16 protein-coding genes and 1 pseudogene are annotated in these 17,493 nt (G+C 72.9%); 5 read left to right on the top strand and 12 right to left on the bottom strand.

The features are described from left to right. Positions 1–83: 83 nt before the first annotated feature. A complete protein-coding gene (locus ACWCPM_RS15150; RefSeq protein WP_450976605.1) occupies positions 84–1,232 on the bottom strand; it encodes a glycerate kinase in 1,149 nt (382 codons plus the stop codon). Positions 1,233–1,399: 167 nt separating this feature from the next. Between ACWCPM_RS15150 and ACWCPM_RS15145 the strand changes: the two genes are divergently transcribed. Both ACWCPM_RS15145 and ACWCPM_RS15140 read left to right on the top strand, forming a co-directional pair. After that, positions 1,400–2,473 carry an ADP-ribosylglycohydrolase family protein gene (locus ACWCPM_RS15145; protein ID WP_450976604.1) on the top strand — a complete coding sequence of 358 codons (1,074 nt, stop codon included), beginning with the start codon at positions 1,400–1,402 and terminating at the stop codon, positions 2,471–2,473. 98 nt (positions 2,474–2,571) lie between these two features. Beyond that, positions 2,572–3,063 (top strand): NUDIX domain-containing protein, encoded by a 492-nt coding sequence (locus ACWCPM_RS15140; RefSeq protein ID WP_450976603.1) that lies wholly within the window; start codon positions 2,572–2,574, stop codon positions 3,061–3,063. Between the two features lie 36 nt (positions 3,064–3,099). On the opposite strand, the gene ACWCPM_RS15135 is transcribed toward ACWCPM_RS15140, so the two are convergent. Continuing rightward, positions 3,100–3,267, bottom strand: a complete 168-nt coding sequence (locus tag ACWCPM_RS15135) for a DUF2191 domain-containing protein (RefSeq protein WP_450976602.1) — start codon at positions 3,265–3,267, stop codon at positions 3,100–3,102. Positions 3,268–3,423: 156 nt separating this feature from the next. On the opposite strand from ACWCPM_RS15135, the gene ACWCPM_RS15130 reads away from it, so the two are divergent. The 3 genes and pseudogenes from ACWCPM_RS15130 to ACWCPM_RS15120 all read left to right on the top strand — a co-directional run. Continuing rightward, positions 3,424–3,903, top strand: coding sequence for a hypothetical protein (locus tag ACWCPM_RS15130; protein ID WP_450976601.1), 480 nt, complete (start codon positions 3,424–3,426; stop codon positions 3,901–3,903). Further along, on the top strand, positions 3,903–4,214 hold the full coding sequence (locus tag ACWCPM_RS15125; protein WP_450976600.1) for a hypothetical protein: 312 nt from the start codon (positions 3,903–3,905) through the stop codon (positions 4,212–4,214). Before ACWCPM_RS15130 ends, ACWCPM_RS15125 begins: the two co-directional genes overlap by 1 nt. Before the next feature lie 83 nt (positions 4,215–4,297). Continuing rightward, positions 4,298–4,501: pseudogene (locus tag ACWCPM_RS15120) on the top strand (NAD-dependent deacetylase); the annotation flags it as partial. Positions 4,502–4,560: 59 nt separating this feature from the next. Here the strand turns inward: ACWCPM_RS15120 and ACWCPM_RS15115 are convergent. The 10 genes from ACWCPM_RS15115 to ACWCPM_RS15070 form a co-directional block, all read right to left on the bottom strand. Next, a complete protein-coding gene (locus ACWCPM_RS15115; protein ID WP_450976599.1) occupies positions 4,561–4,737 on the bottom strand; it encodes a hypothetical protein in 177 nt (58 codons plus the stop codon). Between the two features lie 146 nt (positions 4,738–4,883). Then, a complete protein-coding gene (locus ACWCPM_RS15110; RefSeq protein WP_450976598.1) occupies positions 4,884–5,366 on the bottom strand; it encodes a methylated-DNA--[protein]-cysteine S-methyltransferase in 483 nt (160 codons plus the stop codon). 35 nt (positions 5,367–5,401) lie between these two features. After that, entirely contained in the window at positions 5,402–6,883 is a 1,482-nt protein-coding gene (locus ACWCPM_RS15105) for an AlkA N-terminal domain-containing protein (RefSeq protein WP_450976644.1), read from the bottom strand. Positions 6,884–7,012: 129 nt separating this feature from the next. Beyond that, positions 7,013–7,456 (bottom strand): DUF7144 family membrane protein, encoded by a 444-nt coding sequence (locus tag ACWCPM_RS15100; RefSeq protein ID WP_450976597.1) that lies wholly within the window; start codon positions 7,454–7,456, stop codon positions 7,013–7,015. A 164-nt stretch (positions 7,457–7,620) separates the two neighbouring features. Next, positions 7,621–9,033 carry a dihydrolipoyl dehydrogenase gene (gene lpdA, locus ACWCPM_RS15095; RefSeq protein ID WP_450976596.1) on the bottom strand — a complete coding sequence of 471 codons (1,413 nt, stop codon included), beginning with the start codon at positions 9,031–9,033 and terminating at the stop codon, positions 7,621–7,623. Positions 9,034–9,199: 166 nt separating this feature from the next. Further along, positions 9,200–9,841 carry a phosphoribosyltransferase gene (locus tag ACWCPM_RS15090; protein WP_450976595.1) on the bottom strand — a complete coding sequence of 214 codons (642 nt, stop codon included), beginning with the start codon at positions 9,839–9,841 and terminating at the stop codon, positions 9,200–9,202. Positions 9,842–9,964: 123 nt separating this feature from the next. Further along, positions 9,965–13,849: a glycoside hydrolase family 2 TIM barrel-domain containing protein gene (locus ACWCPM_RS15085; RefSeq protein WP_450976594.1), complete on the bottom strand. Its 3,885-nt coding sequence runs from the start codon at positions 13,847–13,849 to the stop codon at positions 9,965–9,967. A gap of 331 nt (positions 13,850–14,180) precedes the next feature. Beyond that, on the bottom strand, positions 14,181–14,693 hold the full coding sequence (locus tag ACWCPM_RS15080) for an O-acetyl-ADP-ribose deacetylase (RefSeq protein ID WP_450976593.1): 513 nt from the start codon (positions 14,691–14,693) through the stop codon (positions 14,181–14,183). Then, positions 14,690–16,099, bottom strand: coding sequence for a phytoene desaturase family protein (locus tag ACWCPM_RS15075; RefSeq protein WP_450976592.1), 1,410 nt, complete (start codon positions 16,097–16,099; stop codon positions 14,690–14,692). The genes ACWCPM_RS15080 and ACWCPM_RS15075 overlap by 4 nt, the downstream gene beginning before the upstream one ends. Before the next feature lie 493 nt (positions 16,100–16,592). Beyond that, positions 16,593–17,438, bottom strand: a complete 846-nt coding sequence (locus ACWCPM_RS15070) for an inositol monophosphatase family protein (RefSeq protein WP_450976591.1) — start codon at positions 17,436–17,438, stop codon at positions 16,593–16,595. Positions 17,439–17,493 lie beyond the last annotated feature (55 nt).

Below are 17,493 nucleotides of genomic sequence, written 5' to 3'. Positions count from 1 at the left end.
CGGGCGGGAGTGCGCGCAGAGGGGCGGGGTGCCCAGGCTCAAGGGGCCGAGCACCGTCCGGTCGGGCCGGGTGCTCAGGCCGGTCAGGTCAGGTGGTCGCGGGCGATGCGCTCCGCCGTGCGCTCCAGGATCGGGCCGGCGTCCGCGATGCACTTCGCCACGTCCGGCTCGATGTCGGTCAGCGGGTACGCGCGCCGGATTCCCGCCCGCTGAAGCGCCTCGGGCGTCAGCGTGAGACGCCCGCACACCGCGAGGACCTCCTTGCCCGCCGCCCGCGCCGCCGCCGCGACGCCCGCCGGGGCCTTGCCGTGCAGGGTCTGCTCGTCCAGCGAGCCCTCACCGGTGATCACCAGGTGCGCACGCTCCAGCGCGGGCGCGAAGCCCAGCACGTCGAGCATGACCTCGATGCCGGGCCGGAAGCGCGCCCCGAGCAGCAGCGCGCCGTACCCGATGCCGCCCGCCGCACCGGCCCCGGGCGCCGCGGCGTGCTCGGCCGCCCTGGACCCCAGGGTCCGTTCCAGAACCTTCGCGAAGTGCCCGAGCGCCGCGTCCAGCGCCGCCACGTCGTCCGGGGACGCCCCCTTCTGCGGGCCGTACACCGCGGGCGCGCCCTTGGGCCCGGTCAGCGGGTTGTCGACATCGCTGGCCAGCACCAGCTCGACCGAGGAGAGCCGCGGGTCCAGGTCCGACAGGTCGGCGGAGGCCAGCTCGGCCAGTCCTCCGCCCCCGGGCGTCACCGGCTCGCCCTCGGCGGTCAGGAAGCGCGCCCCGAGCGCGGCCAGCATGCCCGCGCCGCCGTCGGTGGTCGCGCTGCCGCCGACCCCGAAGACGATCGTGCGCGCCCCGGCGTCGAGGGCGGCCCGCAGCAGCTCTCCCGAGCCGTACGTGGAGGCCGTCAGGGGGGCGAAAACTCCTGCGGGCAGCCGCTGGAGTCCGCTCGCCTCGGCCATCTCCACGACCGCGGTGTCGCCGCGCAGCGCGAACGCGGCCGTCACCTGGTCCCCGAGGGGACCCGCGACCCGCACCTCACGCCGCTCGAAGCCCGCCGCGACCGCCGCGTCCACGGTCCCGTCGCCGCCGTCGGCGACGGGCAGCGCCTCGACGGCGAGGTCGGGCACGACGCGGCGCAGCCCGGCCGTCACCCGCGCGGCGACCTGCACGGCCGTCAGCGACCCCTTGAACTTGTCCGCGGCGATGAGCACCCCACGGGCACCGTCCACAGCGTCAGCCACCTTCTCTTCCCCTCGCTCTCCGGGCCCGTGTCTGTCAGGGCCAGTCGCGCCGCTGCGACCTTAACCGCAGGACACCCCCGCCGTCATACCCCGCCCGGTCCGCGCGATCGCCGGGCGGGAGGCCGGAAAGGCCCGTTGCGGTGGCCGGAAGTGGGTAGACCGGAGCTATGACCCCTGAGGGCACCGAGCCAGAGCTCGCCGACCGCGTACTGGGGGGCTGGCTCGGCCGGATCGCCGGCAACATGCTGGGCAAACCGGTCGAGCAGGGCGACCTGTGGACGCGGCACCGCATCGACGACTACCTGCGGCAGGCGTCCGCCCTGCCCCTGACCGACTACCTCCCCGAGCCGCCTCCCGGCGTCACCGGGCCCGAACTCCGTCCGGAATGGCGCGAGTGCGTCCGCGGACGGATCCACGGCAGCTGCCGTGACGACGACGTCGACTACGCGATCCTCGGACTGCACCTGCTGGAGACCCACGGCTTCGGCTTCAGCACCGAGCAGGTCGGCGACCTGTGGCTGCTGCGGCTGCCGTACCTCCAGACGTTCACGGCCGAGCGGGCCGCGTACCGGAACCTGGCGAGCGGTCTGAAGCCGCCGCTCACGGCGACGTACGAGAACCCGTACCAGGAGTGGATCGGCGCGCTCATCCGCGCCGACATCTACGGCTGGACCTGTCCCGGGGAGCCCCGTCGCGCCGCCGCGCTGGCGCGCCGGGACGCGGTGCTGTCGCACACCGGGAACGGCGTCTACGGCGCCATGTGGGCGGCGGCGCTGGTCTCATCGGCCTTCACCGTGTCGACCGTGCGGCAGGCGCTGGACGAGGCGCTCGGCGTCGTCCCGGCGAGCAGCCGGCTGGCCCGGACGGTCCGGCGGGTCATGTCGCTGCACGAGACGCGGATGACGTGGGAGGACACGCTGACCACGGTGGGCGAGGAGACCGCGGGGCTGGGCTGGATCCACACGGTCCCGAACGCCGCCGTGCTCACCGCCGGGCTGCTGTACGGCGACGGCGACTTCACCCGCACCATCGCCCTGACCGTGCGGGGCGGTCTGGACACCGACTCGAACGGTGCCACGGCGGGTTCGGTGGCCGGGGTGCTGACCGGTGCGGAGGCGATCCCGGACCAGTGGAAGGAGCCGCTGGAGGACACCGTGCGCAGCGCCGTCTTCGGCTTCGACGGGGTCCGCATCAGCGAGTTGGCGGAGCGGACGTTGCGCCTGGCGACGGCGGAGGCCTAGACGCCCTCGGCGCGGGCCGCCGCCGTGGGGCGGGAGGCGCGTTCGGTGTCGTCGTGCGCCGGGGAAGGCGGCCCCGTGCGCTGGTTACCCTTGCCAGGGTGACCACTGCTGACTTCGCCACGTACATCGCGAGCCTGCCCCGCGTCCTCGCCGGTGCCGCGACGCTCTTCCGCGACGCCGAGGGACGGGTGCTGCTCGTCGAGCCCAACTACCGCGAGGGCTGGGCTCTGCCGGGCGGCACCATCGAGTCCGACGACGGCGAGACGCCCCGGCAGGGCGCGCGCCGTGAGACCGCCGAGGAGATCGGTCTGGACCGCGAACCGGGGCGCCTGCTCGCGGTGGACTGGGTGCACGGCACGGCACGGCCGCCGCTGGTGGCCTACCTCTACGACGGCGGCGTCCTCGGCGAGGAGGACATCAAGGCGATCCGGTTGCAGGAGGAGGAGCTGCTGTCGTGGCGGTTCGTCGCTCCCGACGAGGTCCCCGAGCTTATGCCCGGCGCCACGGGCCGCCGTGTGCTGGCCGCCTTGGACGCCCTGGCGAACGGCTCGGAGACGGTCGAGCTGGAGAACGGCCACCGGGCCGGCTGACCCGTCGCGAGGAGCGGGGCCGGGAGACCGGCGGGTTCAGCCCTCCGCGTCGCGCGGCCCGGCGTCCCCTCGCGCGGCGACCCCTGCCTCCGTCCGGTGGCCGCGCTGGACGTGGTCGCGCAGGACGAGTTCCACGGCGTCCGGCGGACCGTCGACGCCCGCGAGCGCCATGCCGTCGACGACGAACTCGGCGTCGAGCGGCACATCGACCGCCGCCGTGCGCGGACCCCGGCAGCAACGTCGCCCCGCCGGCCCGGATATCGGTTCGCCGACCCTTCGTCACCGCCCTACCCTCGACCCCCTGAGCACGCCCCTCGTCGCCCTCCTCAGCGGCGCCGGAACTGGGGGCTCCCGCCGGACATGGTCGCCGGTATCGCCTGGCAGGAGATCGGCGGACAGCCCGGCGTCCTCGACGACATCACCGACACCATCCGCGAACAGGCCGACTCCCCCCTCAGCCCGATCGCCCCCGAGAGCCTGCCCTGGCGCCTCGGCGGCGACCCCGACAACACCTCCATGGGACCCATCGCCATCCAGGTGCGACGCGGCGCCGAGGTCCTGGGCTACGACCCCGACCACCTCACCGACCAGCAGCGCAACGTGGTGGAAGATTCCCTCCAGGATCCCGCACAGAACATCTTCATCGCCTCTGAGTACCTGGCCCAGCTCAAGACGGAGAGCGAGTTCGCCAACGTGCCCGCCGAGGAAATGACCCCAGCTCAATACCAGGAGCTCGCCTCTCGTTACAACGGTGGCCCGTACTGGCAGGCCGACGACGCCCGGGCGTACGGGCGTGGCTTCATGAACAATCTGGACGACGCAAGGAGCGCACTGCGCTGATGACCAGCTCTTCCCACGTGGACGACGACCGCGGCTGCCTCCGCCTGGTCCTCGCCGTACCACTCATCCTGCTCACCCTCATCGCCGCGTATTTCTGCTGGACGGCGCTGACCATCCAGCCGTCCGGGCCTTGGGACGACGACGCGTACGCAGGCATCGTCCTGTCGTGCGTCCTCACCATCGGGGCGGCCGGTGCGGCGGCGGTGTTGTGGGTACTGCCGCCGGTGCGCCGGGTCATGCGGTGGTTGTGGGCAGGACCGGCCCTCTTGTTCGGAGTGGTCGCGACGGTGCGGTGGGTTATGGGCGGCTGAGCCCAGTGCGCCTACCCGTCCCAGCGGTCGGTGTTACATCTGCCCACACCTTGCGACTCCGGCATCCCGAACTACCGTGGCCCAAGGCATGCCAGGTGTTCATCGCGGTCGGCACCAGCCTCCAGGTGCAGCCCGCCGCCGGACTCGCGGGTGTCGCCGCCGACCACGGGGCACGGCTGGTCGTCGTCAACGCCGAACCGACGCCGTACGACGAACTGGCCGACGAAATCGTAAGGGAGCCGATCGGGACCGCGCTGCCGCGACTCCTGCGCTCCCTCGTCGGCTAGCGCCGTATCAGGCAACGTTCGCCCTGTTCACAACCTTCGCCGCTGTACCGAACTCATTGTCAGGGCCAGAGCACCTCCGCAATGATGATCGCCGCCACGGCAGAGAGGAGCCACGGCTTCCTGACTTCCCGTCCACTACTACGGGCGAATTCCCAGATGAGCACCACCAAGGCGAACAGCAAGAGTGCACCCGGCAGCAGGTCGACCACGGGATCAGGCACGTCTATGTGGAGCATGCCGGAATGGTAGCGAGGCGATGAGGCTTGCCCCGACATACCGCTCGACGCTTCGGGCATCTCAGCGATAAGGCCCTTGCGCCGGCGTGCAAACGACACACCAGGGCGAACGTTGGCTGATGCGGCACCAGGAGTCGGGGCGGGCGTCAGAAGAGGGCCGCGCCGCGTTCGAAGTCCAGGAGGCGCTGCTTGCGTTCCAGGCCGCCGCCGTAGCCGGTGAGGCCGCCACCGGCGCCGATCACCCGGTGGCAGGGGACGATGATGCCGATCGGGTTCCTGCCGTTGGCGAGGCCGACCGCGCGGGAGGCCTGGGGATTGCCCAGGGCCTCGGCCAGTTCGCCGTACGAGCGGGTCTCGCCGTACGGGATGCGGCGAAGCCGGTCCCAGACGGAGCGCTGGAACGGTGTGCCGTTCAGGCGCAGTTCGACGGTGAAGTCCTTCAACTCGCCCTCGAAGTAGGCCGTGAGCTGGTCGACGGTCTCACCGAACGGTGTCTCGTCGCGTCCGCCGAAGGTCTCCTGCGCCGGGCGGTGCCGCTGCTCGGTCATGTAGAGGCCGCTCAGGACGCCGTCGTCGGCGACGAGGGTGAGGGGGCCGTAGGGGCTGTCGATGACGCTGTGCTGTCGCATCGGGGGTCCTTTGGAAGGGTGGTCGCGCGGTTCGCTCACACCGGGAGGAAGTTGATGGGGTGGCTGTCGGTCGCCCACAGGTACTGGACCGCGTACGCCCGCCAGGGGCGCCATGCGGCGGCGCGCGCGGTGAGCGCGGCCGGTGTGGACGGCAGGCCCAGCTCACCGGCCGCTCGGCGGATGCCGAGGTCGGTGGGGAGGAAGGCGTCGGGGTCGCCGAGGGCGCGCATGGCGATGACGTCGGCCGTCCAGGGGCCGAAGCCGGGCAGGGCCAGCAGCCGGGCGCGGGCTTCCGGCCAGTCGCTCTCCACGCCCAGCCGGAGCGAGCCGTCGGCGAGTCGGCCGACGAGCGTGGTGAAGGTCGTACGGCGGGTGCGGGGCATGGCGAGCGACTCGGGGTCGACGGCCGCCAGGGCCTCGGAGGAAGGGAACAGACGGGTGAGTCCGCCCTCGGGGTCCTCCACGGGCTCGCCGTGCGCGGTGACCAGCCGGGCGGCGTGGGTGCGGGCGGCGGCCGTGGAGACCTGCTGCCCCAGCACGGCCCGGACCGCGAACTCGGCCTCGTCGACCGTGCGCGGCACCCGCCGGCCGGGGGCCTTGTCCACCAGCGGCGCCAGCACGGGATCGGCGCGCAACTGGTCGTCGACCGCGACCGGGTCGGCGTCCAGGTCGAGCATCCGGCGGCAGCGGCTGATGGCGACGGGCAGATCCCGCAGGTCGGCGAGGGTGAGGCGGCAGGCGATGTGGTCGGGGTGCGGGGTGAGCGCGACGATGCCGTGGCCGTAGGGGAGGCGGAGCGTGCGCCGGTAGGCGCCGTCCCGCCACTCCTCCACTCCGGGTACGGCGGTGGCGGCGAGGTGGCCGAAGAGGTTGTCGGGGTTGAGCGGTGCGCGGAACGGCAGCCGCAGGGACAGGGCTCCGGGGGTGCCCCCGGCGTGTCCCCTCGGTACCCGCGCGCGCAGCTCGCTGGGGGTGAGGGCGTAGACCTCGCGGACGGTGTCGTTGAAGGTGCGCAGCGAGGAGAAGCCGGCGGCGAAGGCGATCTGCGCCATGGGCAGCGCGGTCGTCTCGGCGAGCAGCCGGGCGGTCTGGGCGCGCTGGGCGCGGGCCAGGGCCAGCGGGCCCGCGCCCAGTTCGGCGAGCAGCTGGCGTTCGATCTGCCGGGCGCTGTAGCCGAGCCGGGCGGCGAGCCCGGGGACGCCGTGGCGGTCCACGACGCCGTCGGCGATGAGCCGCATGGCGCGGGCGACCAGGTCGGCGCGGCGGTTCCACTCCGGGGAGCCGGGGCTGGTGTCCGGGCGGCAGCGTTTGCACGCCCGGAAGCCGGCCTGCTGGCAGGCCGCCGCGCTCGGGTGGAACACCATGTTCTCCGGCTTGGGCGGGACGACCGGGCAGCTGGGCCGGCAGTAGATCCCGGTGGTCAGGACGGCGGTGAAGAACCAGCCGTCGAAGCGGGCGTCCTTGGACCGCACGGCCCGCAGACAGCGGTCGGCGTCGGTGTGCATCCCCTTCTGCATGCCTCCAGCATCGTCCATGCGACGCATGGAGGCTGGCGGGAATCCGACATCGACCTTCGCTGTCCTGCGCCGTCCCGGATCACCACGGGGCGGCTCCCGAGGGGAGCCGCCCCGTCTGTCGGGCAGACCTCAGCGGGTCGTGGCCGGGGCCTCCCGCCAGGTGGCCAGCGACCAGATGATGAACACGTCGATCGCCATCATGACGACCGACCAGACCGGCTGGTACGGCAGGAAGATGAACTGCAGGATCAGGCTGATCGCGGCGAGCGCGATACCGGCGTAGCGCGCCCAGGACTGGCCGACCAGCAGACCCCAGCCGGTGACCGCCACCAGGACGCCCAGGGCCAGGTGGATCCAGCCCCATCCGGTGAGGTTCAGCTCGTAGACGTAGGCGCCGACGCGGGCGTAGACGTTGTCCTCGGCGATCGCCGCGATGCCCTGGAGCACCGCCAGCACGCCGGCGCACAACATCAGCACTCCGGCGAACGTGACGCCCCCGGTCACCCATCCTTCGCGGCGGTCCGTCGGCGCGGTGTGCGTGCTTCCCGTCGGATGTGCAGCGTGCTGAGCCATGGCGGCCGTCCCTTCCGTCCCCGTACAGGTGTCCCTGCGGGCGACTTCCAGCGTCCGGGCGCCGCTCGGGTGCCGCCATTCGGATTACGCCGGTCGGGTGACGACCGGGGGCGCCGCGTCGGGGCGAGGAAGGGCCCGTGACCTGCGGGGGACCGGCATTCGGCTCACATGTTGATCATGTGGCCGGCCAGTCCGTGCACCGCCTCCTTGACCGCCTCGCCGAGCGTCGGGTGCGCGTGCACGTTGCGCGCGACCTCGTGGACGGTCAGGTCCCACTGCTGGGCCAGGGTCAGCTCGGGCAGCAGCTCGGTGACGTCCGGGCCGATGAGGTGGCCGCCGAGCAGTTCGCCGTACCTGGCGTCGCTGATCAGCTTGACGAAGCCGCCGGCGTCACCGAGGCCGTGCGCCTTGGCGTTGGCGGTGAAGGGGAACTTGGCCACCTTGACGTCGTGACCCAGTTCGCGGGCCTGGTCCTCGGTGTAGCCGAAGCTGGCGATCTGCGGCCGGCAGAAGGTGGCGCGCGGGATCATCGCGTAGTCGAGTTCCATCGTCTCGGCGTCCGCGAGGGTCTCGGCGGCGACGATGCCCATGGCCTCGGCGGCGTGCGCGAGCATGAGCTTCGCGGTGACGTCGCCGATGGCGTACAGGTGCGGCACGGAGGTGCGGCAGCGGCCGTCGACGTCGATCGCGCCGCGCTCGGTGACGCGGACGCCGGTGTTCTCCAGGCCGTAGCCGGTGACGTTGGGTGCGAAGCCGATCGCCTGGAGCAGCTTGTCGGCCTCCAGCACCTGCTGGGTGCCGTCCTTGGCGGTGACCGTGACGCGGACCTGCGGACCGGAGTCGTCGATGGCGCCGACGCGGGTGGAGGTCAGCACGTCGATGCCCAGCTTGCGGTACTGGCGGGCCAGTTCGGCCGAGACCTCCGCGTCCTCCAGTGGGGCGACGCGGTCCAGGAACTCGACGACGGTGACCTTCACCCCGTAGTTGTGCAGCACGTAGGCGAACTCGACGCCGATCGCCCCGGCGCCCGCGATGACGATCGACCGCGGCAGCTCCTCGGCGAGGATCTGCTCCTCGTACGTCACGACGCGCGAGGTGCGGCGGGTGCCGGGGAGCAGCCTGGGGGTGGCGCCGGTGGCGATGACGCAGTTCTCGAAACCGATCGTGCGGGTCGTGCCCTCGTGGTCGGTGACCTGGAGGGTGTGCGGGTCGAGGAAGGTGCCTCGGCCGTCGAACTCGGTGATCTTGTTCTTCTTCATCAGGTAGTGGACGCCCTTGACCCGGCCGTCCGCGACCCGGCGGCTGCGGCGGAAGGCCTCGCCGTAGTCGAAGGAGACCTCGCCCTCGGTCTTGATGCCCAAGGTCTTGGCCTCACGGGTGAAGATGTGCGCGAGCTCGGCGTTGCGCAGGAGGGCCTTGGTGGGGATGCAGCCGACGTTCAGGCAGACGCCGCCCCAGTACCTCTCCTCCACGACGGCGACGCTCTTGCCCAGCTGGGCGGCCCGGACGGCGGCGACGTAACCGCCGGGGCCCGCTCCGAGAACGACGACGTCGAAGCGCTCGTCCTGCTCGTCCATGCGTCAGGTCCCCTTCGCTGCGGTGCGGCACGGTCCGGTGCGGCGATTCTTCCGCCCCTCCGGGCTCTTGGCCACACTGATCGCCGTGACGCCGGTCTCCCGGCACCGGCCGCGCGGCCGGGGGTCATGGTCGCGGTCCGCGGTCCACCGACGACGTCCCGCCGTGTCAGCCGCCGCGGAGCGCTTCCAGCACGTCCTCGTCCGTCAGCTGCTCGAAGTCCTCGTACCAGAGGCCGACCGCGTGGAACGGGCTCGGCCGCAGCAGGCACACCACGTCGTCGGCCTCGCGGCGCAGCAGCTCGCACGCCTCGTGCGAGCAGACCGGCGAGGCGACGACGATCCGCGCGGGCTCCCGGTGCCGGACCGCGCGCACGGCGGCCCGCGCGGTCGACCCGGTGGCCAGTCCGTCGTCGACGAGGACGGCGGTACGCCCCCGCAGTTCGGTGGGCGGCCGGTGACCGCGGTAGCGCTCCTCACGGCGGTGCAGCTCCGTCCGTTCCCGGGCCACGACGGGCGCCAGCTCGGCCGCGTCCAGACCCAACTGCTCCAGGGCCCGGGGGTCGAAGAACGGCGGCTCGTCGCCCGCGAGGGCGCCGACCCCGAACTCCTCGTGGAACGGTGCCCCGATCTTGCGGACCACCAGCACGTCGAGCGGCGCGCCGAGCGCCGACGCGACCTCACGTGCCACGGCGACACCACCGCGGGGCAGGGCGAGGACCACCGGATCCGGGAGCGTCCCCTTCTCCTGGAGGATGCGCAGGTGCCCGGCCAGTTCCCGGCCGCCGTGCGCACGGTCACGGAAACGCATGTGCTCCCCTTCCGCCGAGGGGTCGTCGCCTTGCCGCCCCGTGGGGGTACGGGTTTCCACCGTGCGCCGGCCGACACGCCCGGACCGCGGGCCGCCGCGGGAGTGCCGGGCGCCGCCGCGCCGCTACCCGGTGGCCGTGGGCCGGCGGGCCCACGCCGCCGCGTCCCGTACGTCGCGCAGCGGGCACAGCCGGTAGGCCCAGGCGTAGTCGCGGTCGGCGAACAGCTTGTACGCGTCGTGGGTGTGGGCGCCCCAGCTGTCGTCGCCGCCCACGCCCATCTGCCGGTGGTTCAGCCGCAGCACGACCGCGTCGCGGGGGGTGAGCTGGTAGTCGTGGCGCGCGCCGCACGACAGGTCCTCCGGCGTGAAGTGCGAGGCGTTGACCTCCAGGAGCGGCTCCCCGCAGACCAGCAGGCCGGCTCCGTCCGGCCCGGTCAGCGCCGCCCAGCGCACCTCGGTCCGGTTGCCGTTCTCCTGCGGGCGCAGGTAGGGCGTCCACTGGCCGGCGACGGTGCTCGTCCAGACGCCGACGTCGGTGCCGTCGTTGCGGTCCCAGTGGTTCTCCTCGGGACCGCGGCCGTAGTAGCGCAGCCGGTCGAGGCGTCGCGGCAGAAGCAGCAGGGCGCCGACCTCCGGCAGGTACGGCAGGTCCGCCGCGCCCGGGTGCAGGGTGTGGCCGACCTTGACCTCACCGTTGCCGAACACCGTGTAGGTGGTGGTGTACGCCGACTCGGTGGTCGTGGGCAGGGTGCCCTCGACCTCTATGACGACGGCCCGGTCCCGCAGGGCGCGCACGCGCACTCCGGTCACCTCGCGCCGGGCGCCCGCGTCCCGCCAGGTCTGGTTGCGGGTGTGCTGGCCGTTGCCCCGGTCGTTGTCGGTGGGCGCCCTCCAGAAGTTCGGCGCGGGGCCCGAGGTGATCAGCCGGGTGCCGGCGGCCTCGTACGACGTGATGACGCCGCTTCCCTTGTCGACGGTGACGGAGAACCCCTCACCCGTCACCGTGACGGACTCCGCGGTGTCGTCGTACGTGAGCGCCGGGACGCCGTCCAGCGGGACGGGGGTGACGGCCGGGACGCGTACGTCGAGCGGGAGCTGCCGCTTGGCCACCTCGAAGCCGGCCTCGGCCCACTGGGTGGGCTCCCTGGTGGTGAAGGACAGCTGGAGGAAGTACTCCGTGCCCGGCGCCGGGCTCGCCGGCAGCCGCACGGGCACGGTGACGTCCCTGCTGCTCAGCGGAGGGACGTCCAACTGCCCGCGGCTCAGGCTGCCGCGCTGGACGGCCTCGCCGTCGGCGACGAGGGTCCAGTGTCCGTCGAACTCGCGCAGGCCGGTGAAGAGGTACTCGTTGGTGAGGGTGATCGCGCCGGGACCGCCGGGGGCCGCGGAGACGTCGATCGCCTGGTAGACCTGTTTGACCTCGACGGCCTTGCCGGTGCCGCCGCGGTCGGCCCGGACGATGCCGTCGCCGGAGAACGCCCCGTCGTTGGGGTTGTCCCCCCAGTCGCCGCCGTAGGCGAGGAACGTCCGCTGCCGTGGCGGTTCCCGGGTGACGCCCACGGTGGCGGCGTCGAACCAGAAGCGCACCCCGTCGTCGCCGGGGCCCCTGCCGTCAAAGGCCAGCTCGGCGGCGCTCAGGGCGCGGGCGTGGACGCGGGCGCGGCGGACGGTGCCGCTGAACTCGCGGGTCGGGTTGTCGGCGTCGGTCGCGAGCGCGACGGGGGCGGTAGTGCTGCCGGGGCGCCGGTCGGTGGTCCGGCCGGCCCGCACCGCGCCGTCGACGTGGAGGGCGAGGGCGCCCGCGTCCGCGTCGAAGACTCCGGCGATGTGGTGCTCGCGGCCCGTCCAGTCGTCCGGCAGGGGCCAGCTCGCGGTGATCCACCGTCCTTCGGAGTGGATGAAGAACTCCAGCCTCCGGTCGGTCTGTTTCAGGGCGTACTGGGTGTCGCCCTTGGCGAGGATGGGCTGGTGACCACCCGTCACCCCCGGGGTGACCCATGCCTCCAGCGTCAGCGACCCGGTGAGGTCGAGGCGGTCGTCGCGGGCGAAGACGGTGGCTCCGGTGAGGCCCCTGTCGCGGCGGAAGGTGCCGGCGGCGGCGAGGAGTTCGCCGCGCAGAGCGGCGGGTCCCGACTCGGTGAACAGGGTGCGGTCCGGGGTGGGCCAGGTCAGCGCCTGGTCGGCGAAGTCCCAGATCCAGCCGCCCTGGAGCACGTCATGACGGCGGACGACGTCCCAGTAGTCCTTGAAGTTGCCGTTGGAGTTCCCCATCCCGTGCGAGTACTCGATCATCACGTACGGCCGGGTGTCGGAGGCGTCCCTGGCACGGGCCTCGACGCGCCGGGGGCTCTCGTACATCCTGGAGCGGATGTCGCTGGTCCCGGGGCGGTCGTCGCCCTCGTACTGGATGACGCGGGTGGGGTCGTAGGAGCGTATCCAGTCGTGCAGGGCGGTGAAGGTGCTGCCGCGGCCCGCCTCGTTGCCCAGCGACCAGATGACCACGCAGGCGTGGTTCTTGTCCCGGTGGACCATGTTCCGCGCGCGGGCCAGACACGCCTCGGTCCATTCGGGGTGGTCGCCCGGATACTCGTCGCGTATGCCGTGCGTCTCCAGGTTGGTCTCGTCCACCAGGTACAGGCCGTACTCGTCGGCGAGCTCCAGCCACAGCGGGTTGTTGGGGTAGTGCGAGGTGCGCACCGTGTTGATGTTCAGCCGCTTGACGATCTTGATGTCCTCGACGAGGTCGGCGCGGGTCAGGGCCATACCGCGGTCGGGATGCATCTCGTGCCGGTTGGTGCCGCGCAGGGACACGGGCTTGCCGTTGACGCGCATCAGGCCGTCCTCGATCGCGAACTCGCGCAGGCCCACCCGGTGCGAGAGCGTCTCGGTGATCCTGCCGGACGGGTCCCGCAGTTGCAGGACGGCGGTGTAGAGGTACGGCTGCTCGGCCGACCACAGACGCGGCGCGGGGACGGCCCGCGCGGCGCGTACGGTCGTCTCCTCGCCGGCCGGTACGTCGGCCTCCTGCCGCAGCGGCCGGCGCCAGACCGCGTGCCCGTTCGCGTCGTACAGCTGCGTCTCCACGGTGTGGCGCCCGCCGTCGCCGCCGTGGTCGCGCACGTGGGCGGTGACCGCCAGTCCGGCGGTGGTGAAGTCGTCGCCGAGCGGGGTGTCGAGACGGAAGTCGCGCAGGTGCACGGCAGGGGTGGAGTACAGGTGGACCGAGCGGAAGATGCCGCTCAGCCGGACCATGTCCTGGTCCTCCAGCCAGTCGCCGTCGGAGTAGCGGTAGACCTCCACCGCGATCCGGTTGGTGCCCGGCCTCAGGCGCTCGGTGATGTCGTACTCGGCGGGCGTGTAGGAGTCCTCGTGGTAGCCGACCATCTCGCCGTTGATCCACACGTAGTGGGCCGACTTGACGCCCTCGAAGTGCAGGAAGGTCCGCCGCCCCGACCATTCGCGGGGCACGGTGAAGGTACGCCGGTACTGGCCCACGGGGTTGTGGAGGGTGGGGGCGGCCGGGGGCTGTGCGTCCTCGCCCCGGCCGTTGGGGCCCCACCAGGGGTAGGTGAAGTTGACGTAGAGCGGGGCGTCGTGGCCGTGCATCTGCCAGCAGGAGGGGACCGGGATGGTCTGCCAGGCGGAGTCGTCGACGTCGGTGCGGTGGAAGTCGGGGTCCCGGTCGTCGGGGCGGTCGGCGTGGGCGAACTTCCAGGTGCCGTCGAGGCTCAGCCAGTACGGCGAGTCCGTGCGGTCGGCGGCGAGGGCCTGCCGTACGTCCGCGTACGGCATGAGCGTGGTGTGCGGGGGCTCGGTGCCCAGCTGGAACAGGCCGATGGCGCCGTTCCACTCGGGCGTGCCGTCCTCCGGCTCAGGACGCGGGGCGCCGTACGCGGCCCTGGGCGCCGGGGACAGGGCGAGCGCGCCGAACAGGGCGGCGCCGGACTCCAGAAGCCTGCGGCGGCTGACGACGGGCCGACCGAGGGGAGAGGGGTACGGGTGCGGCATGACCGTGTCCTTCCTCGGGAGGGACAGTGCGCTGCGCGAACTCTGGGCGGGTCACCTCGCGGTGACGTGGCAGTCGTTGCCGTCGTGGTGGGGCGCGGCCCCCGGGGACGGTGCGGAACGCCGGACACGGCCGACCCGGAACACCGACCACCGGGCACGGCTCACCCGGGACACCGACCACCGGGCACTGCCCCGACTCCGATCGCCGGGCTTGGCCCACCCAGGACTCCGACAGTGGCTCAGGGCTCAGTCCATGACTGCGCGTACGACCGGGCAGTCGCCCCGTCGGACCGTGTTCGATACCGAGAGGAACCGGCACGACGGCCCCGTCTCAGCCCACCTGCCCCACGAACGACTCGTACGCCCCTTCGTCGAAGAGCACGAACCTGACCTCCTCGACCGCCGTGCTCGCGGCCAGCACGGTCTCGACCGCGATCCGTGCGGCGTCGTCCATCGGCCAGCCGAAGACGCCGGCGGAGACGGCCGGGAACGCGACGGTGCGCGCGCCCAACTCGTCGGCGACCCGCAGGGATTCGCGGTAGCAGGAGGCCAGCAGCGCCGAGCGGTCATCCTGCGCGGAGTGGACCGGACCCACCGTGTGGATCACCCACCGGGCGTCCAGCTCACCGGCCGTGGTGGCCACCGCCTGGCCGGTCGCCAGGCCCTTCCCGTAGGCGGAGGCCCGCAGTCTGCGGCAGTCCTCCAGGATCGCGGGGCCGCCGCGGCGGTGGATCGCGCCGTCCACACCGCCGCCGCCCAGCAGTGAGGAGTTGGCGGCGTTGACGATGGCGTCGGCGCTCTGCTCGGTGATGTCGCCCTGGACGAGAGTGATGTGGGGGGTCATGTCTGTCTCAGCCTCCTCCACACGGCCTTCGCCGCGTTGTGCCCCGACATGCCGTGCACACCCGGTCCCGGCGGGGTCGCCGAGGAGCAGAGGTACACGGCGGGGTGCGGGGTGCTGTACGGGAACAGGGAGAGTCTGGGCCGCAGCACGGCCTGCAGTCCGCTGACCGCGCCCGAGGCGATGTCGCCGCCGACGTAGTTGGCGTTGCGGGCGGCGAGTTCGGGCGGTCCGGCGGTGGCGCGGGCGAGCACGAGGTCGCGGAACCCGGGTGCGAAGCGCTCCAGTTGGCGCTCGACGGCGTCGGTGAGGTCTCCGGTCCAGCCGCTGGGGACATGGCCGTACGCCCAGAAGACCTGCTTGCCCTCGGGAGCCCGGGTGGGGTCGGCGACGCCGGGCTGCACGGTGATGAGGAACGGCCGCTCGGGCGCCCGGCCCTGCCGCGACGCCTCGCGCAGCGCGGTACCGATCTCGGCGCTGCTTCCGCCGATCTGCACGGTGCCGGCCACGCGCGGTTCCTCGGCGGTCCACGGCACCGGGCCGTCCAGCGCGTAGTCGATCTTGAAGACGCCGGGGCCGTACCGGTACCCCTCGTAGTAGCGGCCGAAACCCGCGATGCGTGCCAGGGCCGTGGGTGAGGTGTCGAAGACGTACGCGCGCGCGGGCGGCAGGTCGTCCAGCCGCTTGACCTCGTAGTCGGTGTGGATCATGCCGCCGAGGTCCTTCAGGTACGCGGCCAGCGCGTCCGAGAGGGACTGGGAGCCGCCGCGGGCCACGGGCCAGCCCCGGGCGTGCGCGGCGAGGGCGAAGACCAGGCCGACCGCGCCGGTGGCGAGGCCGCTGAGCGGGGCCATCACATGGGCGACGAGCCCGGCGAAGAGGGTCTTGGCGGGTTCGTCGCGGAAGCGGCGGGTCAGCCAGGTGGACGGGGGCAGACCGACCAGTCCGAACCGCGCGAGGGTCACCGGGTCACGGGGCAGGGCGGTCAGCGGCAGGGACATGAAGTCGCGGGCCAGCGTGTCCCAGTGGGGCAGGAAGGGCTCCACCAGCCTGCGGTACGCCCCGGCGTCACGCGGGCCGAGGGAGGCGGCCGTCTCACCGACCGAGCGGGACAGGACCGCCGCGGTGCCGTCGGGAAACGGATGCGCCATGGGCAGCTCGGCGTGCAGCCACTCCAGGCCGTAGCGGTCCAGGGGAAGCGCGCGGAACGCCGGGGAGTTGATTCCGAGCGGATGGGCCGCCGAGCACGGATCGTGACGAAAGCCGGGGAGGGTGAGCTCCTCGGTGCGGGCACCTCCGCCGATCGTCTCGCGCGCCTCGAAAACCGCCACGGAGAAGCCGCGGCGGGCCAGCTCCACGGCGGCCGTCAGTCCGTTCGGCCCCGCACCCACCACGACCGCATCGAGCATCGACGGCACCTTCGGACTCCTTCGTCAGCCGATGGCCACTCAGGATCAGGATATGCCGGGAGACTGACACTCCACCGCGACGGGGGCCATCCGCCCTGGGACAAGGGGTTCCGCGGGGCCCGTGACGGGGCCGCCGCCTGGCTCTGGACGGTGAGGGCGTCCAGAACGGGACTGTGCCGCAGCCGGCCCTGGACGGCGAGGACGTCCGGCACGGGACGGTGCCGCAGCCGGGCACGCGACGGTCAGGCCGCTAGGCAGACGCCGGTGCCGCCGCGCACGGGGCGGTCAAGCCGCCAGGCAGAAGGCGGCGACGCCCCCGGGTAGGGGGCGGTCAGGCCGCCAGACAGAGATCGGTCCGCCCGCCCAGGCAGGGGGACAGTGCCGCCAGGCGGGGGACGGTGCCGCCGGGCACGGGGCGGGACCGGCCACCGGGCACGGGACCGGCCGCGGCGCCGCGCGCCCGGCCACACGCCCCGTGGAGGGGTGACGGCGCTCAGACCCCCGAAGCCAGCAGCCCCACGACCCGGCGGGCCGTGGCCGCGTCGCGGGCCGCCGTGAAGGGCAGGGTGTTGCCGCCGGTGATGCGGAACGGCTCTCCCGTACGCGTCAGGTGGGCGCCGCCGGCCTCCTCGACCAGCAGCAGGCCCGCGGCGTGGTCCCACGCGGCCTCCCACGAGAACGCGGTCGCGTCCGACTCGCCCCGGGCGACGGCGAGATACTCCAGGCCGGCCGAGCCGCACTCGCGCGGAGCGACGCCGTCCGTCCACAGGCCGAGCAGCGCGCGCTTCTCCTCGTCGCTCGTGTAGTCCGGGTGGGACGTGGCGATCCGCAGGTCACGGCCCGGTGTGGGCGGGCCCGCGAACAGCCGCTCGCCGTCGAGGAAGGCACCCTGACCGCGCACGGCGGTGGCCAGCTGGTCACGGGCGGCCGCGTACGTCCACGAGGCCAGCACGACGCCGTGATGTGCGAGCGCGACCAGCGTGCAGAAGCCGTCGTGGCCGTGGACGAACTGCCGGGTGCCGTCCACGGGGTCGATGATCCAGACCGGGGCCTCACCTCGTACCGCGTCGTACGACGCGGGGTTGGCGTGCACCGCCTCCTCGCCGACCACCACGGAGCCGGGCAGCAACTCACCGAGCGCGCCGGTGAGATAGCGCTCGGCCAGCCGGTCGGCGTCCGTCACCAGGTCGTGCGGGCCGCTCTTCTGGTCGATCTCGTGCGCGGCCAGCTGCCGGAAGCGCGGCATGATCTCCGCGGCCGCGGCCTTGCGCACCGCCTCCTCGACGTCGGCCGCGTGACGTGCGAGAAACTCGTCGATGGTTTCCATGTCTTCGAACATGCCTCCATGAGAGCACGCGGCACTGACAATCCTCCCTTCGCCGGTGCACTCCGGG

The sequence above is a fragment of the Streptomyces sp. NPDC002309 genome (assembly GCF_053593375.1).
Note: the sequence above shows the minus strand (reverse complement) of the source record. Positions and strands in the feature narration are given on the sequence as shown.

Bases quoted from the DNA above. Each gene is read 5' to 3' on its own strand.
- ACWCPM_RS15145 (WP_450976604.1), top strand. From the start codon at position 1,400: ATGACCCCTGAGGGCACCGAGCCAGAGCTCGCCGACCGCGTACTGGGG.
- ACWCPM_RS15130 (WP_450976601.1), top strand. From the start codon at position 3,424: ATGGTCGCCGGTATCGCCTGGCAGGAGATCGGCGGACAGCCCGGCGTC.
- ACWCPM_RS15125 (WP_450976600.1), top strand. From the start codon at position 3,903: ATGACCAGCTCTTCCCACGTGGACGACGACCGCGGCTGCCTCCGCCTG.
- ACWCPM_RS15115 (WP_450976599.1), bottom strand. From the start codon at position 4,737: ATGCTCCACATAGACGTGCCTGATCCCGTGGTCGACCTGCTGCCGGGT.
- ACWCPM_RS15110 (WP_450976598.1), bottom strand. From the start codon at position 5,366: ATGCGACAGCACAGCGTCATCGACAGCCCCTACGGCCCCCTCACCCTC.
- ACWCPM_RS15105 (WP_450976644.1), bottom strand. From the start codon at position 6,883: ATGCAGAAGGGGATGCACACCGACGCCGACCGCTGTCTGCGGGCCGTG.
- ACWCPM_RS15100 (WP_450976597.1), bottom strand. From the start codon at position 7,456: ATGGCTCAGCACGCTGCACATCCGACGGGAAGCACGCACACCGCGCCG.
- lpdA (WP_450976596.1), bottom strand. From the start codon at position 9,033: ATGGACGAGCAGGACGAGCGCTTCGACGTCGTCGTTCTCGGAGCGGGC.
- ACWCPM_RS15090 (WP_450976595.1), bottom strand. From the start codon at position 9,841: ATGCGTTTCCGTGACCGTGCGCACGGCGGCCGGGAACTGGCCGGGCAC.
- ACWCPM_RS15085 (WP_450976594.1), bottom strand. From the start codon at position 13,849: ATGCCGCACCCGTACCCCTCTCCCCTCGGTCGGCCCGTCGTCAGCCGC.
- ACWCPM_RS15080 (WP_450976593.1), bottom strand. From the start codon at position 14,693: ATGACCCCCCACATCACTCTCGTCCAGGGCGACATCACCGAGCAGAGC.
- ACWCPM_RS15075 (WP_450976592.1), bottom strand. From the start codon at position 16,099: ATGCTCGATGCGGTCGTGGTGGGTGCGGGGCCGAACGGACTGACGGCC.
- ACWCPM_RS15070 (WP_450976591.1), bottom strand. From the start codon at position 17,438: ATGTTCGAAGACATGGAAACCATCGACGAGTTTCTCGCACGTCACGCG.